General features: G+C 33.5%; 6 protein-coding genes. 1 reads left to right on the top strand and 5 read right to left on the bottom strand.

All coding sequences use genetic code 11. The annotated features are described in order from the left end of the window. The first annotated feature begins 36 nt into the window (after nt 1-36). Entirely contained in the window at nt 37-1,452 is a 1,416-nt protein-coding gene (locus tag IPK88_19000) for a peptidoglycan DD-metalloendopeptidase family protein (protein ID MBK8245523.1), read from the top strand. A 51-nt stretch (nt 1,453-1,503) separates the two neighbouring features. Here IPK88_19000 and IPK88_18995 read toward each other — a convergent pair whose 3' ends face one another. The 5 genes from IPK88_18995 to IPK88_18975 form a co-directional block, all read right to left on the bottom strand. Continuing rightward, nucleotides 1,504-2,208, bottom strand: a complete 705-nt coding sequence (locus IPK88_18995; protein ID MBK8245522.1) for a LytTR family transcriptional regulator DNA-binding domain-containing protein — start codon at nt 2,206-2,208, stop codon at nt 1,504-1,506. Next, nucleotides 2,205-4,001 carry a sensor histidine kinase gene (locus IPK88_18990; protein ID MBK8245521.1) on the bottom strand — a complete coding sequence of 599 codons (1,797 nt, stop codon included), beginning with the start codon at nt 3,999-4,001 and terminating at the stop codon, nt 2,205-2,207. The genes IPK88_18995 and IPK88_18990 overlap by 4 nt, the downstream gene beginning before the upstream one ends. Before the next feature lie 143 nt (nt 4,002-4,144). Then, nucleotides 4,145-8,899, bottom strand: a complete 4,755-nt coding sequence (locus IPK88_18985) for a PKD domain-containing protein (protein ID MBK8245520.1) — start codon at nt 8,897-8,899, stop codon at nt 4,145-4,147. A 29-nt stretch (nt 8,900-8,928) separates the two neighbouring features. After that, nucleotides 8,929-11,097: a hypothetical protein gene (locus IPK88_18980; protein ID MBK8245519.1), complete on the bottom strand. Its 2,169-nt coding sequence runs from the start codon at nt 11,095-11,097 to the stop codon at nt 8,929-8,931. Between the two features lie 43 nt (nt 11,098-11,140). Then, nucleotides 11,141-19,993: a hypothetical protein gene (locus IPK88_18975; GenBank protein ID MBK8245518.1), complete on the bottom strand. Its 8,853-nt coding sequence runs from the start codon at nt 19,991-19,993 to the stop codon at nt 11,141-11,143. Between the last annotated feature and the right edge of the window lie 16 nt (nt 19,994-20,009).

Here is a 20,009-nt window from a genome sequence, read left to right as displayed (position 1 = left end):
TAAACGAAGTACCTTTAACAAGAATAAAATAGGGTTATGAAAAAAGTGATGTTATTAATTTGGTGTTTATTGTTTTTCCTATTTATAAGTATTTCCTTTGGTCAAGTGAATTCAGGTTTTCAAATAAGTAATGAAGACTATGGAAATTTTTCATCCAATAATGCTGAGCATCCTTGCATTTCGGAAGAGCAATATTTAATGATTGAACAAAGTTGTAAAGAAAATATTCAATTACTTCAATCCAAGGGAGTACTCCATGAAAATTCTGCAGCTGTTACCTTATTTAATTGGCCATTGAAAGCTGCTAATGGATTAAGCGATTGTAGTTTTTATCGTATATCGGCCTATGTAGATCAGAATACCGTTTCAGGAACCATACAGGATTTTAGCTGTGGGACGAATACTTATGACGGTCATCGTGGAACTGATATTTCTATTTGGCCATTTAATTTTTATAAAATGGATCATGATTTTGTTGAAGTCATTGCAGCTGCACCCGGAATTATAATAAACAAACATGATGGTGAATTTGATAAGAACTGTGCGGCGAATAATCAAACAGCAAATTATTTGATCATCAGACATGCTGATGGTTCACAAGCCAATTATTGGCATATGAAAAAGAATTCATTGACTAAAAAAGTCATTGGTGAATCTGTTTTGGCTGGTGAATATCTAGGAATAGTCGGGAGTTCAGGAAGTTCAACTGGTCCGCATCTGCATTTTGAGGTTTGGGCAGGAAGTACTGTCGCGACAAGAGTAGATCCCTATGCAGGAAATTGTAATACCTTGAATGCTATATCCTGGTGGGCTAATCAAAAATCTTATATGGAAACAGGAATTGTTAAGGTGTCAGTAAATACTACTGATATTGTTTTTCCAGCTTGTCCTGCTACAGAAACGCCGAATGAAAGTGATGTCTTTCAAATTCCTTTTCAGGGAGCTGGACTCGCTCCTGGATTTGCAAAATTCTATATATTTATTAGAGAAGAAATGTCAGGATTAACGGCGAACATGAGTATACTAAATCCAGATGGAACAACTTTTACCAGTTGGACTTATATGTCAACTGCAGCTAATAAAACAAGAATTAATGGTTTTTCAAAAAAATTGCCAACCACTCCGGGGATCTATACTTTTATGGCAAATTATAATGGTACGATTTGCTCAAAAACATTTAAAATTACAGCAGCAACTAACACCGATAATCTGAATCATGAAAACAAAAGTATAATATACCCAAATCCATCAAGTGGAACTTTTATTTTAGAAATGAAAGAAAGTGTAGCCACAGAAATTGAAATATTTAATCTATTAGGAGTAATCGTTTATAGGGCATCAATAATAAAACCAATAACGGAATTTAATTTGAACCTACCTGCAAATATTTACCTATATAAAATAAGGAATGAAAATAAAGTGTCGGATACAGGAAAATTGTTGATAAAGTAATACCAAAATTTACTTCGCTAATAAGATAAAGTAAAGTAGAGTGTAATATAATTATTTGTTTAGCAGTTGGTAAACCAGATCTCGATGCGATTTACTTATTGGAACTTTTGTGCCATTGTTCATGGTTAATTCAAAAGAATTCCAATTTTTAATATATCGAAGATTGACTACATAGCTCCTGTGACATTTAACAAATTCTGTATTGGGTAATTTATTCTGAAAATGATGTAGCGGGTTTCTACACAAATATTCAATATGATCATTCATAATAAATCGAGTATAAACATGATCTGCCTGTAACATAAGAATTTTATCCAAGGAAAGGATGTGATTCTTTTTGCCATCGTTGATAATAATAGAATCATCTTCACCTATATGAGATTTATACATATGATATGCAGTCTCAATACTCGCCCACAATGTTTCTTTCAAAAAGGGTTTTGTAATATAGCCATAGGGTAGGGTTTGAATAGCTGCATCTAATATTCGTTTATCAATCTGTGAGGTAAGAAAAACATATGGAGGTTTGTTGTCCAGACTGTTTAAATAATGAGCTACATCAATTCCGGATTTTGCGCCAAATAATCGAATATCCAATAATACTAGATCAGGCGTGTTTAAATGGAAAGCTTCAATGGCTTCATCATAAGAAATACAAATTGCAGTTACTATGTAATTAAGTTCTTCTAAATACATGCGGATCGTTTCAGCGATCAATACTTCATCTTCGACAATTAATACTTTTAGATTGTTCATACTTTAGATATGATCTTTTCCTGGAACACTAAGTTGAACGAAGCCGTTCCGTTGATTGTGGGTGAAGATTGCGCCTGAAGTTGTCGCACCATACTATCGATTAATAACGTGCCCATTCCTGATTTAATTTGATCCGTGAATTTTCTATTGGTTTCGATGCCATTATCATGAAATTTTAGAATGTACTTGGACTCCAAGGATTGAAGTTTAAATTCCAATTTCAACATCTGATCCGGTCTTCTTCCATATTTTAGAGAATTACTGATGAGTTCCGTACAAATGATACCTATTGGCATAACCGTCTCAAGATTTAAATGAATAGCTTGGTCCTCTATAATCTCATATGCAAATTCAGTATCCGATGTATGGAGGGCTAAATAATGCTCTAATAAATCCTTCAAATACGATTTTAATTCAATTTTTTCAAATTGTTCTGTATGGTATAAGTGTTCATGTATAAGTGCAATACTTCTAACCTTATTTGAAATATCTTCCAAATATTGATATTCTTTATTATCTTTTACTTTATTAAAATGTAGTGTTAATAGACTAATAACAAGTTGAAGATTATTTTTTACCCGATGATGAATTTCGGACAACAACATGCTTTGTCTTTGGAAAGAATGAGCTAGTTCTTCGTTTTGATTTTGGATAAGTGTTCTTTGTTTTTCGATTTTTATTTTTTTTGAATTTAGATTATAGGCTACTATTAGCGCGGATATTAGACCTAAGACTAAGATTGATAAGAGTATTTTCTGGAATTTAGTTTGTCTGGTTAATGCTTCGGCCTTAAACCTTTCGGTTGAAGTGATATTGTCTATTTCTGCTTGTGAAATTTCTGTTTGATTGACATTAATATCCGATTGTTTCATGTGCTCTTTAGAAAGCTTTAAATAATAATAAGCAGAGTCCAGATTATTTTTAAAAAAATACCGATCAGAAATTTCTTCATAATACTTATTCAGTAAGTAATGATAAGTATAGTTGTGCTCTTTAATGAGGACAATGTATTTTGATATGGTATCAAGCCAAGCAGGTGATTGATTTGAAAATTTAGTATTTTTAATTTTGTTTTGAATATTTTTAGCCATAGAGGTGGCTCCATTATAGTTTTTATTGAGTAAAAACTGCTTATAGGATTGTTGTAGTAAATAGTAGGAAGTGTCTATATTGGATGTTAATATACCTAATAAATAATATCCATCAGCGATTTGCCTTGGGGCATTATATTTTATACCATAGTCTACTGCCTGTTGTGCATAAAAGTAAGCACTGTCTTTACTGTTAAATATCCTTTGATAACTAGACATACGCACACCATAGAATGCATATAAATTCAATAATTGTTTATGGTCTATATATTCTTTTGCCATTTTTAAATGTCGAAGGCAATCATCTCCACGGTTTATGGTTTCCATAACGCGTGCAATTGAAATTTGAATTGAAACAAATAAGTCCCATTTCTGTAATTCTTTGGCTGTCGAAGATAAAGTATAATATATATCCAATGCTTCCTGGTGTCTATTATTCAATTCAAGCAACTCGGCTCTGTAATAATTAATCCAATAGGTCGCTTCACAATCTTCCAATCTGTAAGACTTAATCTTAGAATTTATGGAGTCGGAATAATTTAAACCTGTTTGTGGTCTGTAGGAAATTATAAAAGTATCTAATTGAAATTTGGCTTCCTGTAGCCAGGCTTCACTGCAATCCTGTGCATCGAGCGAAGACACATCCAGCCTAAGCATAACATAAAGGACTATGAAGGATACTATGAAATCTTTAATTTTCAAAAGAGCAAATATTATGTAAATTTAAAACGATTTGTTGAAATTATATCTTGAAATAGCGTAACTCTTTATATCCGATTTTTGGAACATATGAATATTGATCAAAGATTTATTTTTTAAATATATAAATTCAAGAGTACTATTCTTTATTTGATTACAAAAGTTTTTAATTTTTCAATTCCATTTCTATGAATAAACTCCAGCCAATAAACACCAGGATGATCTATTGTGATATGCTCTGTAAGCAACTGTGTTTCGTCATATGAATAGGATTTTATCAAACGACCATTTGAATCAAAAATCTTAAGAAGGATTGGACTTTTTTCAATTAATTTTACAAAAATCTTAGGTTCACCTGTATTGGGAGTTGGAAATATCATTGCCAATTTTTGATTGTTTTTAGAATTATTTAAACAACTTAAGATGGAAATATCCTTTTGGATGATCAGACTTTGACATGATAAATTACTAACAATTAGGCTGATAGTATATTTACCAGGAGCATTATAAATGACCTCCGGATCACGTTCAATTGAAGTAGCTCCATTTCCAAAATCCCATGTAAAAGTGATATCGTTTTCTAGTTCCAGATTAGAATAATCAATGAGGTGCATGGTGTCCCCTATGCAAGCATTAGCACTTATCAGGAAATTTGAATTTAATTTTTCTCTCCATTCATCGCATGCATCGCATTCTTCATTAAACTCATGCTGTGCATCGAATTGAAATGGAGCTTTTCGCCAGTTGTTATTGCTATAATCTGCATTGTCTACTTTGATACAAGTCAAGTCTGGATTAAATAATGCCACAATAGAGGTCATGTCTTGATTAATTCCATTGGCAAGATTCAATGAACCTAAAGTATTCATGCTGCAATTCAATTCAATCAAGGAAGTATTTTTGCTAATATCCAAACTCAGCAATTCATTGTCCTGACATTCTAATCGCTCCAGCATTATATTTTTTGAAACATTTAATTTTGTAATAAAGCTATTGTGACATTGGAGTTTGGTCAGGTCGGTATTATTGCTTACATCCAAGGCTGAAAGATTAGTTGCTCCGCAATATAATTCTTTTAACGCTGAACAACTTGTTACATTTAACGAGGTTAATTTATTTACACCACAAAGTATTTCATTCAGCTTGGTGTTCTTGCTCAGATCCAATTTCGTCAGATTATTGTTACTGCAATCCAATTTAGTGATATTGATGAATTTTTCAATTCCTGTAAGATCTGAAATATTTTTGAGTGGACAATTCATAAATCCGGTAAATGCATCAGCTTCGGCACACTGTATCTCGCTGTCACCATTAGTGTTTATACTCGAGTTGCTGAGTAAGTAGGATTTAAAATTTGCATCGGGAATGGTTATGTTACAACTTGGATTTTTTCCGCGGCCTAATCCGGTGATGGCTAGGATGGCCAGTCCTCCGCTAGTGGATGTCTTAGTAAATGTTATGCTCACCAGTTTTTTATTGTCAAATGGAGTGGATAATGCAAACTCATGATTATACATTCTAGGGTTCTCGTCTGTTTCCCCTGGGTCAAATTGATCATTGCTTTTTGAAATTCTTCCTATTCCTTTTATGGCAAAATTGGGTTGACCAAACCAATCTAAAACATCAAATTTCATGGTGGTATTGGTGCCATCACTAAAGTATGCTATTGCAGTTACTGCAGAAACACCATTTTCACTGAATGCCAAAATTGAAATATGGGTAAAGGTATCTTGTGCATTCAATCGCAAAGTACCTGTGTCATTCAAATTCTTCAATACCAATGCATTGTTCCCATTATAGTTGGCTAATTGATAATCATATCCCGACAAACTGGCATTTGTAATTTTTCCGTTGTCGGGCAAGCCGTAAATAGGCGCTGTGGATTGATTATTGTTTCCACGAAAATCTTTGGAATACAATACAAAAGTTCCCAAATCATTCGTAGTCGTTGCGAGAGCGCGATTCGTTCCTCCGGAACCGTTGGCTATAATATCATAAGTAAATCCGGAAACCGAGACAGGTTTAGGAACTATTGAATTATCTAGCGTTGTAAGTAGTATGACATTACTATTAGAACTTATGCTTGAGGTATTATTTGCTCTGACTCTATAGTGGTACAAAGTATTTGCAGTTAATCCTGTAATATTTTGAGTTAACACATTTCCTACATCGAGATTATTATATCCCGTAACAAAAGTGTTGAACGTGGAACTTGTAGAGACATCCAGTAAATATTTTGTAGCACCAGATGATGCTTGCCAGTTAGCAGTGAAACCAAAAGATGAAATATTGGTAGCAGCCAATGCTACTGGTGCTGTTAGTCCGGCAGCTAAAGTCGTAAGTTGTATTACATTACTATTAGTACTTGTGCTTGAAGTATTGTTGGCTCTCACTCTAAAATAATACATCGTATTCGCATTTAATCCTGTAATGTTTCGGGTTAAAACATTTCCTACATCGAGATTATTATATCCTGTTACAAAAGTGTTGAATGTAGAACTTGTGGACACGTCAAGTAAATATTTTGTAGCGCCGGACGATGCTTGCCAGTTGGCTGTGAATGCAGTGCTTGTGATACTGGTAGCCGCCAATGCTACTGGAGCGGTTAGTCCGGCAGCTAAGGTCGTAAGTTGTATTACATTGCTATTGGGACTAGTGCTTGATGCATTGTTAGCTCTAACTCTATAATAATAAATGGTACTTGTGCTTAATCCAGTTATTCCAAAAGTCAACACATTTCCTACATCGAGATTATTATATCCAGTTACAAAAGTGGTGAACGTGGAACTCGTGGAGACATCCAGTAAATATTTTGTAGAACCGGATGTTGCTTGCCAGTTGGCTGTGAAACCAGAGGAAGTAATACTAGTAGCCGCTAATGCTACCGGAGCTGCAAGTGCATTGCATGCATTAATGACAGCTTGTTCCGTCACGCAATTACCTAGATTTCCTGAGATGCTTCTAGCACCTGCCCCCTGAAGATAAGTGCAGAAGTTAGGGAGATTGCAAACGGATAATGAAGTATTGTTTGTAATAATCAGGCCTGTTCCTTTGATTGTGGCAGGATTTATATTTTTTAATCCAGAGATGTTATTTATGGACGAGTTACTTTGAATTTGAATTTTCCCATCCACATTTGTAACAGCACTTAAATCATTTAATGTAAAAAGTGAAGGATTAGATACAATATTAAGGTCTTTAATAAAAGTTGTTAAACGAAAAGCGGTTAATGTGGAAAGCTTAGTATTATTTTCAATATTCAAAAAACCATTCACGGTTTTCACTCCCCCTAATGATTGAATATCTAATAATTTTGGATTGGCTTTAAATGTCAGTTGGCTATTGATAACATTCAATGAAGAAAAACAATCAAGCTTCACCAATTCCAAGTTATTTTCTATAGTCATCAGAGGAAAAATTTTAACTTTATAAAATCCGGAAATTTCAGTGAGTTTTGGATTTGCTCCTATGTATAAATGACCCACATTAACCAGGCTATCAAATGATTTGACAGAACTTAATATACCATTTCCAGCAATCCAAAAATTGGAACCGACAAATTTTAAATTTTTAAAACCATCCAAATTATTCAATATTGAATTATTTATTATATTTAATTGGTCTGTTATTGTATCTATTTTGTTAAATCCATTTACATTAAAGATATCGTTGCCATTAGTAATATTGAGTAGACCTGTAATTTTTGTACAATATGGGTATTGAATTTTGAAACTATCTATTTGGGATTGTGTACTGACAAGGACATTTCCAATTGGACATTGTTGTACAATAACATCAATAGTATTACTACTGGCACTAATTCCGCCGGCATTAGCAGCCCTGACTCGATAATAATAAATTGGATAAAAAGGAAGTCCAGTGATATTCAAAGTTTGTACATTTCCAACGCTTCGATTATTATAATTTGCAACCAATGAACTAAAAGTAGGACTGGTTGAAACATCAATATAATAAGTAGTCGCACCAGAAACGGAGCGCCAATTAGCTGTAAAATTAGGTGCGTTTATATTTGTTGCTGAGATCGCTACCGGAGCAGCGGGAGCATTAACTGGTGTGATTCCATTGATGGCTAATATAGCGGTGCTTCCTCCAGCAGAAGTCTTAGTAAAAGTGATGCTGGTTAGTATTTTGGTATTGAAAGGAGCATTTAGGCTTATCTGGTTATCATAAAGTCGTGGATTTTCAGAAGTTCCGGTAAATTGATCTGGCCCCTGAGTTTGAACCTGAGTTCTTGTTACTCTTCCAATTCCCTTAATTGCAAAACCAGTTCCATCAAACCAATCTGGAACTGAAAAAGGAGCACTGGTATTTGTCCCATCACTAAAATTTAAAATTACATTAAAAGTGGACGCACCTTCAGCGCTGGAACCGAGAAAAGCAATTTTTGAAAAAACTCCAGGTGTTTCCAATTTCAAAGAACCTGAACTGCCATTCGTTTTTAAAACTAAAGCATTACTGGAATCATAGTGTGCAAGCTGATAATTGGCGCCGACGAGGTTTACGCTATTAATAATTCTGTTAGTTGGCAAACCATAAATTGGAGCTGTAGTTGGATTATTATTGCCTCTAAAATCTTTGGAATACATCACATTATCTCCTCCGATATTAACACCATCAAAAGTTATTGTTGTTGTCGCTGCTGCGCGATTGGTTCCGCCAGAGCCATTGGCAATCAAGTCATGGTTAAAGCCAGAGACATTTACAGGGACGAAAGTTTGGGCATCAATTAAACTAAATTTAAGTAATAACAATGCAACAAAAGAAAGTCTGAAGAGCATTCGAAAATATAAAAAAGCAGTTACTTGCCCTCTTTTTAAGTTTAATTTAGATAAAATAAACTTATATATGATTGAAATTTTTATTGATTTATAAATTATCATATTCCCTGTTTTTGAATAATTAAAATTATTTATTGGATAAGTAATGATTTAATATCTCTGTTTAAGCTAGAAAGTCCATCTTCATATTTTACACTTACTGCATAATTATATAAGACACCACCATTAAGTTTACTGTCTTTATATGAGTTCATCTCAGCATTTAATTCCTGATAATATTTTACACCATCTTGTCCTGTAGATCGTGAGATTATAAATTTATATTTCTTATCTTTTAGTTCTTTAGGAGGATTAAAATTCCAGCTTAGTTCTACTTCATTAGAATTTTTAGTTTGACGAATTTTAAAGTCCTTTATTTCTAGATTCTGAGATGTAGCTTTTAATATTCCTCCTTTAATAACTGAAAAAGTACTGATGTTTCCTGTAGAATCAATGGCTCTCATTTTATACTCATAATGAGTATTAAGTACAGCCTTGTGATCACTATAAATGGACATTGAAGGAAAGCTGTCTAATAAAGTCCAAGTTGTGTCCTTGCTATCTATGTCTCTTCTGAATAATTGATTAATTCTAACATCGTCACTTCCGCTGGGAATTATATTCAATTTTAGTTTTAATGAATCCGTATATGCTGCTTTAATCATAGGAGTGATAGGTGGAACCACATCGCGGCGTTTTAATTTTAAGACTATTGCAGCATCACTTCTGTTATATGCATAATCTTCGGCTCTTAATGTATAATAAATATTTTTTGTCAATGACTTTTCTTCAATATAATACTTATACGTAGTATCTGTCAGTATGGTTTGGCTAACAAGTGAAAATTCAGCATCTGGACTATTTGCCCAATACAACCAATAACCTCGTACATCTTTAGAGCTACTCTTTGGCCATTGAATATTTACAAAACTCAAACTATCAATAGATCCAATCAGAGTATCTGGAACAGCAGGATTGGTAAAATCAGGTACAAAGGCAGATTCAAATTCAGAAAAACTTTTGTTTCCACTTTGATCATAACATTCTATTCTAAAAAAATAAGGACCTTCCATTTCTTCAGTCACATCAGTTCCTAAATTATAGATGTAGTTAAAATCAGTGGGCCCTAATTTTTCACTTAATGCAGCATATGGGCCTTTTTCATTTCGGGCAACCATGAGTTGAGCATATGAAAAGTCCGCAGACAGATTGTCAAAGTCATTCTCCCATTCGATATTAAAGAGTTGTGATTTGTAGTCATAAGATGCATTGGTAATTTTTGGAGGACTTGGTGGTGTCAAATCTTTTGGAGTTCCATCAGCCAATGCGGCGGGACTAAATTCTCCAAAACTATTTCCACCCAATAATCTATAATAATATTTAGTATCATTAATTAGATTTAAACTATCTATATAAGAAAAATCAGGAATCCCTTTACTTAATTCGGACTGATAGAATACTAAGGGCCGTTCAGTAATTGGATAAAAATTCTTATTGTCATCTGATCTTTCAATCATATAGTAAGTAAAAGCACGACCATTGTAATCCTTGCTCCATCTAAGCGTTAATTGCTCATCTCCAGTGCTGATATTGAATTGGTATGGAGCACGAATTGATTTATATTCATTTTTGATTTTAGTCTTTGCCTTGTATTTTTTGTTTTCGTACACAGGATTACTTACTTCATAGTAATATGTTTCTCCTGGTCTTACATCCTTGTCCACATATCTAAATCCTAAGATATGAGCAGCATTGGCAGAAAACTCGGAAACCAACAATGACATATCCAGAATTTGTTGATTAGCGCGATAATCTTTCATGTATCCTTGTATTTGTGATCTATCTACATTGCCATAGAGAAGACCGGTAGCCATTAATGAAAATGAGTCTTTTGAGAAATTGGAAGTGTCAATTTGTTTTAAAGGAATTGGAAATACAATTGCAATTTGCTTCAGACTAGTGCTGTCTTTACCACGTTTAACTACAAATCCACTCTTCTGTGCTCTTACCCAAAAAGCATAATCAGGTGGTGCAAATCTTAAGACTATGGAATCATTGTATGCTTTAGCAAGAACAACTATACCTTCATTTGCTTTAGTTCTGCTAGGTATTAATGTGTCTTTGTAGAATCTTTGCTGTACTAATTTATTTATACCTAAATTATTTACATATGTTTCAGACTCAGAAGGATTACTTAAAAAATCTTTTGCATTTAAAAATCCAGAACAAACAATTGCTATTGATATGATTAGCTTCGACATATTGAATCCTTATTTATTTATTTTCAAAATTTAATTTGATGAATTATTTAACTTTATTTCGATTGATAGGCAACAGAAATTTATTTTCCTCTGGTAAAAAGCTTTCTTTCCAACCATTAAATTTCTTGCGTCCTCTCCCTGTCTCTACATTGAGGTAGAGCGCTCTGGTATTATAATCTGCCCAATTAAAGTCATAGGACTTTCCTTGCCAATTAATCTTAAAATCAGTTTTATCCATCCAATCGTAAGATAACCAGAGAGGAACATCATCCTCTGGGAATTCAGTGAATGACCCATTTCCATTTTCCTCCATTTTTTGTTTAATCAATAAATACTTGAGCATAAGAATGCTTTGAAATCCGTCTTCTAAATAGATATCAAAGTCAGATGATTCATCATAAATAAATCCATTCTCATAATTGGTACCCAATGTAACATTTTGGAGTTTGCCACTTTCGATTTCCTCTGTAGTAATTTCATATTTATTAATACCCTGATGATTACTAAAATAGGTATAGTCTATTGGTAATCCGTTGTTTTTATAACCATTATCCATAAAACTATAATAAAATTCGTGTTCTCTGGATTTGCCGATGGAGGAATTGACATCATACACACTTTTACGTTGATTCGTTTTTTTATCTTCAATCCAATCGATGAAGCTTAGATTATCTACTCTGCTTAATACTGAAAAATAGTTCAGATACTCCATGTCATATAAATCAATTCCTTCCTTGCTACCATTTATTCCCAAGTAGGCATTACGAGGTACTATGTCCAATGAGTCAGCAATTGACCTATCTATCACCGCTTCCATTTCGTCTCTGTTGAATCCTGAGCTGACATCAAATCTTTGATCATCTATATTTCCTAAGAATCTTTTGCTGCTCGTAATGGAGGCTTTGGTTGCTCCAAAACTTATAACAATGTCTTTCATTTTTTCCATTAAGTTTGGATACAAACTCACTCCAAATGAATTCTCATATATCGGAATTTGATTACGGGTAGTTTCATCTGAATACTGTTCAATTAACCCATTAATATCTTCTGGATTCTTGTCTTTTGGAACTGCTCTATATATGACCATGTTGCATAATGAGCCTTTGCTGAATGGAAGTTTATTTAGCTTTGAAAAAGTAAGGTACCCATTTTTGGTTAAAGCATCTTCTTGATCGAACGTGCGATTGTATGTTTTAAAAAATGCTTTATTTCCAGAATAAAACTGAAAGGTATCCTTAAAGAATGCTTGCAAGTAATTATATCTAGTCGAGCTATAGGAATTATATTGATCTGCAGATCCGTCCATATTTTCACCTGCCTGATCATCAACTGTAGGAAAGTTTTCAATGGGTATTTTATGGATAGTGACTGATCCATCCATTTTATGTTCTTTAATTATTGCAAAATATAAATATAGCTTATCATTGGGGAAAATCTTTTGTAATTTTTCCTGAGAAATATCTTTCTTAAATTTAAGACATGGAATACCGTAGTCATTGTTCCAGTAACGTTGTCTATGACCTGGCATTGCGTATTCCAAAAGATCCTTTGAAATGACAGCATCTGCCTCAGCAGTGGTAAATTCTGTTATGCCCTTTTCATCTTGACCTGAGATTACAGAATAAGTTTGTTTGCCATCTTTCGAAATTTCCCAGGTATAATTATAATCAATCTCGTAAGTAGTCTCAGGTGATAGCTTTTCATTCAATACGACCTGGTAATTATTTTCGTTTTCGTGTGCAACTAAAGATGTCTTTATAATTTTTTTACTGTTTTTCGCACGCAGAACAAAAGACTGGATTCGATATCTTAAATATTCGCTGGGCAGTTTACCGGTCTGTTCGCTTGTTTTTTCTATACAAAATTCTTTTAAGTACGGAAGTCTGGTTTCGACCTGTATGGTATCAAGATTTTTGATATTTGTTGCGCCATCTCTTGGGAGAAGATTTTTATGAATCATTATTCCTGTAGTTGGATTGTTTTCTCGTATTACGCAAGGTTTATTTCCAGCATCAAATTCTATAGTTTCATTGCCCTCTTTAAGACCTCCGAGTATACTGTAACTAAAACTAAATTCACCCTGTAGATATCCTGGATTCGGAAAACCAAAATCCATCACAAAATCCATCTTACTATCGAAAATGCTGTATTTGCCACTATATACGAGCATGTTTACATCCAAAAATGCATTTGCTTTAATACTAGCAAATACATTGCCCCTGGCGTAATACCCTCCTGCAAAACCAATAGCACTTCCATCCGTATTGCATGAATTACTCTTATTAATTTTAGAAACACTCAGATTAGCTCCAAGTAATCCATTGGCATCATAAGACACCAATAAAAATCCACCTTTCATTTTAGCATTTAGCAAAAATCCAGCTATTGCTCCTGAACTAGTACCTGAAGAACTTACATCTGTAGGATTTGGTACAATCTTTCCTTTGTATTCAGGTAAAAATGTGTTTATAGTAGGGAAACCGTCAATTTTGGTTCCTCCCTGAAAATATAATCCTGCAAATACTTCTCCAAATAAATCAGCTTTAATACCTGCGGATAATAAGTTAAGATTTGATGCAGGTCTAACATTACTTCTGTAAAAATCTAAATTATTAGGAGCTCCCCAACTACCAGCATGAACATAGTTGTCTTTTCCAGAAAATAAGAATTTAATTTGATTCCAGGAATTTGGATTTGAATTCTTATCTGAAGGGGCTGCTATACTTAAAGGTCCCGCTTCCTTTCCCAATCTGAAATCAATGCCTCCATATACTTTTACATTTTGTTCAAAATTCAAGTTTACATTACCTTTAATAATAACCGGGCTTGATGTTTCTTTTGTAAAATAATCAGTATAAAGAGCATATCCATTGACATTGATTCCAAGATTCACAAACTTAAGCTCACCTTTAATGTATGACATCTCAATTCCGATAATATTCTCCAACGAAACACGGGCTGTATGTGAAATTTCTGCAGCAACATATCCGCCAAAGTATCCTTTTGCAACTTTATACTGCAATCCTGATAATGACTCTCCCGCCTTAAGTCCTGCCACTTGACAATGGTCGTTATTGGCTTTAGGTGTTTCTTGTTTAACATCATCAAAGTTTGGTTTCTCAGTTGCCATATTATAGTATGCACCACCACCAATTCCTGTAAGAGAAAATTGTTTGGCATTATCCAATGGAATTCCTTGGCTACTTTTTAAACTGAGATCAGCAAACCAATATCTAAATTCTTCAGCAGTATTATTGGGATCTGGTTTGTCAAATTTTGATCCGGTTTGGAATTTTGTTTTAAATTTTAAATCGAGTACTTTCAATTCTATCATTCCTAAGAATCCATTTCCCCATGCACTCTGCACAGCATTCGGATCAAAAGTACTGGCGGTTGTTTCATCTCTGAATAAATTAATGCCCCCTTTAAATGATATTGGACCAAAATCACCACCTAAAGCAAGACATCCCAATGCCACATCTTTAAAGCCTTGATTCGTAAAACTAACCTCTATATCACCTCCTGCAGAGAATGCTCCTGTTTTTGTAGCTTTTGCTTCTGAAAGTTTTGATTTGAAGTCTGCTTTAAAATTTTCGGCTCTGCCGCTTAATGTATTGTTCTTCGCATTTTTAGCAATTGAAGCTTTAGTTTGTGCGTCAAGTTCGTTTTCAGCAGATTTTATTTTCGTTTTTTGCTCCTTAAATGGCTTGTATTTTTCTTTGACTTGCTTTAATGATTCTTGGTATTTTTTATTGAGCTCTTCTATTTTTTTATTAATATTATTAAATCTGTCTAATACGGCCGTCGTTGCATCACTATTTATGATTTTGCTTGCTTCTTTTTTTCTGCCTGCCTGAGTATTTTTATCAAATTTCTTTAACAATTTTTTTCCTTCTTTTTGAATTTGATTTCGCTCCTCTAATAATGCTTTTTTCTCATTAGCGATGGTCTGAATATTTTTCTGAGCATTTCTATATTCCTCTTCAATGGGTTTTAATGCTTTGTCTTCATTTGCTTTGTTTCGCTCTGCTGCTTCTAGTGGATTAAATTGATCATAAGCTTTTTGTTGAGCTTCTGTAAGATTGTCTTTATCTCTCATGATGCTTACATCTAAGCCGACGATTAACTTGTATTCTTTTCCTGTGCAAGTAAATTTAGGTTGGTGAATGTTAATCTCGAATGCAGCAAGCTTACTCAATCCATCAAATTTACTTCCAAGGCTTTTAGCGTATTTATTTTCTTTTCCTTTGGAAATAAGATTCTGACCAGTTTTTGTTTCTGCTGCTGCCTTTACAGTTGCTATTTCTTGTGGTGAAAATGGCGATATACCCCAAGTTCCAAAATCTATTGATTCAATTCCTTCCATTCCATCGCCTTTGCACAATCCTGAATTACTATAATTGAGATTGATATCTTGAAATTTAAAAACTGGAATCTTTGCATCTAATTTCTTAATTGTATATATTCCTCGTCCGTTGAGTTTGGCTCGACCTTTCAGTTTTTTAGCAATTTTATCATAATAGAATTCTACATTAGACTCCTTTTCTAGCTTAAATCCTAAATTGTCTATATGTGCTGATTCAAAAATACGAGTTTCTATACTATCTACAAAACCAAGAATATTCGGAGCCTTATCATATCTGTTATATTCAACACCTAACTTGAATGGCACCCATGGATCATTGTAGTTTTCTAACCATTTTTCACTATCCTTTTCTGGAGCATCTTTTACTAAAGGAAGTTTTACATTGCCTTTTAGAATTAATTTATTCTCATCTAATAAACTGTTCTCTATATTAAAAGAAAGTGTATCTACTTTGTATCTCCAACCTCCTAGTCTTGCATTGTTTGAAACTGGTATTTCATTAATGGCTTGATAACTTGCAAAAAAATTGCTTCCACTTAAATCATAATAAGCATTGTAGATGGTGTCCATAAAAAATTCTATAGTCGAATTATCAATGGTTCTTTTTCTTTCTAAAATAGGAATATCCATCTGCATGGATTTAAATAGTATTCCTGTAAAGCCTTCACTATTCATCCACTCCATATGAAATTGATTCATATAGTTTTTGGAATTAGTTGAAGCCGCTTCTGATCTCGTTGGACTAAAGTCAAGATAGGCTTCAAATGTATTTCCGGGAGTAAAAACAATGTGCTGATCTTCTGATGATGCAAATTTCCATGGCTTCCATTCTCCATCCACTTTTCGTGTTGATTTGATTGGGGCTATGAAATCAGTTAATAAGCTATTGTTATTTTCAATACGATCTTCAGTAAGTTTAAATCCTAAATTAATGGGCGAAGTTGGCTCTTTAATATTAGAAATATCAGAAATCGTCCAGATAGAGCTCACAAAATTGCCTTGCAAATTAAAGTTACTTAATCCTTCTTCGCAGCTTAACCTTGCGAAACTTCCTGTTTCAGTGCTTAGATCAGCAATTCCATCTTTTATCGTTGTAAGAAAAATAATGTTGTCATTTAACTTTGTGTCTTGTATTAAATGTAGCATTATATCCTTTAAAGATACTTTAGTCGGGCCAATTGGAATATCTATCAAGGAGCTGAATTCTATAAATTTGCTCCTGCCATCTATTTCCAGCAAGCCTACCAAATTAATTTTAATACTTGCATTTTCTAATTTATTGCTTGATGATTTGAACTCAGAAATGTATAATTTAAAATTATTAGGTAAAGCATAAGCACTTTTGAATCCAAACTGAGACCAAAGGTCTTCAGAAATTACTAGAGGTAAATTTATAGTATCATTGGAAGCATTTTCCAATTGATCAAATAACTTATAATCCCATGGAATGTTTGGCTTCCCAAACTTGGGATTCGAGTATTTGCCTTTATACTCATTTCCGTCTTTTTCAATTTGTAAATACTTATTAAGAAAAGGAATGTAAATTACAGATTCATCAACAGAGGCGGGAAACCAGGAAATGGCATTCTGTTTTATTCCAATCATTTCTAGTTCTTCAATATAAGCAAGATCAATTTGTTTGTTATAATTTAAAAGGCCACTTGTATTAAGTGGTATAGATTTGTTTGCACTCATTTTATGGTTATAATAATTTCTTATTATTTCATTCCATTCATTTTCTGTTGGAATAACATTCATTGCAGAGCAATTGCATTTCTGATCGATGGTTTTAACTTCAATGCCTTCAAATTCAAATTCATTGTTCTTTGATTTCGACCAAATGATAAGTTCGACTTTGCTTTGGCCTTTAACTAAAATTATTTTTAATCCAAGTCTTTCCGTGTTTTCATTCACTTCATATTGAAAAGAAGCATCTGTTAATTTATTTTCTTCTTTGCCAATAATTAGTTTAGCAGCTTTTTTATCCAATTTATTAATTGAATATCTTTTGCCCATTTCTTTAAAAGGATCAGAGCTCAATCCTTCAATTCTAAGATTGAATAAATCAAAAGATAATGATTCAATTTTGAGAGCCTTTTTAAGTTCATCAATGGTAATACCTTTGTTTTGATTGATAATTGCATCTCTGAATTGTTGATCTGTAAGTTTTATATTTAAGTCTCCATCAAAAGAACATTTAGGACTCAGTAAGACTCCATTGTCCTGCTGTATGAGCTTGGCTTCTAGCATTGAGTTCTCTTTTGAGTTGAATTCTGCTTTCCACATGGCCATATTCAACTTAGATTGATTCACTATGGCATGTATTTTTTTAAAGTTATACTTTCTATCTTCAAATTGGGCTCTATAAGCAAACTTATCTTCAAAAAATGGTGCTTTCATATCACCATTAAATTGTAATTCTGGTTTTTTCTCACTATTGATTTTCAAAATTAAAGAATCTATACTGTAAGCCCAGGTACCAATCTTGCCCTCTTTTAAACTCAAAACATCAGTCTTGTACATGATGCCTGATTCTAATTTTTCTTCATTAATTACAATATTGCCTTTATCTAATTCTAAATCAGTTGCAGGTGATATAAAATTAAAGTCCTTTGGAATTTTTACTGCAATGTCTTCAATGATAATACCTCGACCGGTTGGATTATTTAATTTTGAACCAGGTGGAATTTTAATTTTGAGTTGTTGCGTTTGATCAAGATCCAACCAAGCATTTTTTGAACTAAACGTAAAGCCTGGAAGTCCATTGATTTCAAAGTCAGCATTCAGTTTTACTTTTCCAATATGCGTATTAAGATTTGTTATTGTTTTTTCAGATATTAAAGTTATCGGTAATATTTTGTTGACTTCATGGATAATTTCAGGAGAAATACTTAATGCTGATTTTGCTTTGACAGAAGAATAACCTTTGCAATCACAAAAAATCTTAGATCCTTCTGAGGCTAGTCCACCAAAATATATGGATTCTGTGATTTTATCACTTCTTTCTGTTTTTGTTGAGATAATAATCGGAACTAAGTGCGCATCAGATTTTACACCGTATGGCGTTGTTTGAATTCCTGTAGCTGCATAAATGTCCCCATTCTTGTTTTTAGAAATAAGGTTCAGATATGCATTGGTAGGTGTAAAATAAATGCCAGTTACACAGCTTAATTCATCTGGAAATTTTTCATTACTTAGGGCTAAGGGTAAGGCGTTTATTTTTGAATTTGATTCTGGGAGTTTGGCAACTATACTTTGATCAGTTATTTTAGAATAAACATGATCTGTAAATTCATTGGTAATATAATTTTTGATTTTATTACCATCTATCTGATCTATTGGGATATTAAGTTCAGGACTGGTTTGAGCATTTATTTTTTCTGCTTCATACACTCTACTTTCTTTATTTACTTTAATATTTTTAAATTCAAGTTCAAGTGAAGATCTTAACATGGGATAATACACGATTCCTTTGCCCGAATATCCATTTTGAATATCTCCAATTGCTTCTGTGATTTTCATTTTGAAAAATCCTAATTTTACTTCCTGATTTGCTCCTAGCATCATGGATTCATTATCTGCTTTGGCGATGGGCCCATAACTGGTTTCGTACACAGAACATCCTCTCGGCGCAGGATTGTCAAATGGATTTAACACTGTCGACGGCGCGTCTACATCATACATCATAAACATCGAGATCTCACTCTTACCTTCATTCTGAAATAACAGGCTTGTAGGATACATGATACTCTTTGCTGTCACGCGCCAGGCATAATAAGTATTTGGATTTAATACGGGTTCTGACTGTGAGTAAATAAATGATGTGGACATAACAGTTGTACTGTATATTTTCAGAGCGCTTTCGAATACGTCATTAGCATTCATAACACCTCTTGGTAGTTCCACAAGTTCGTATACATATTCTACAGCTCCCGGATGATTCCCACTGCTTAAATGCATCGGCATCCAAGAGAATATCATGTTTTGTACAGTAGGCATTTTAATAATATCATTGAAGGAAGGTTTGATAAGCTGTGGGGCTTGGTTCAATCTGAAATTCCCTGAAACACAAAATTTGTTCGACACGGGAACTGTTCTGTCCACACCGTACATCTGAAGACAGACCTGGGTAAATCCTTCCGGTATTAATGTGGCACCTTTTCCAATGCCATTGTTTCCGCTTAATGCTTCTGCAGAGAGGTATTGATTTAATGCGGCACCATCTAATAAATAGGATGAAAATTGATTCAGCGTAATTGGATTAGTACTATAATTCATATCCGTCTGATAGATCACATTTCCATTTTGTTCGATGGTTAAAATGGGAATAACTTGTAATGCCAATTCTTCCGGATCATTCAGTAATACTTGAAAATTTAAATCAGTAGAACGATCATTGCCATATACTTTTAAATCTAATGAATGTGGTGGAATGATAGATCCTGTCACCTGAACCGGCCAAACTTGTTGTGAATAAATGCCTGCCGTTTGAATTAAGAATATAAAAAATAAAAAGATTACCTTGTTCATATCTATTGGTACTGAT

Source organism: Candidatus Defluviibacterium haderslevense, assembly GCA_016712225.1.
GTDB classification, from domain to species: domain Bacteria; phylum Bacteroidota; class Bacteroidia; order Chitinophagales; family Saprospiraceae; genus Vicinibacter; species Vicinibacter haderslevensis.
The sequence above is the reverse complement of the archived record's forward strand: the minus strand, read 5'-3'. Positions and strand labels throughout refer to the sequence as shown.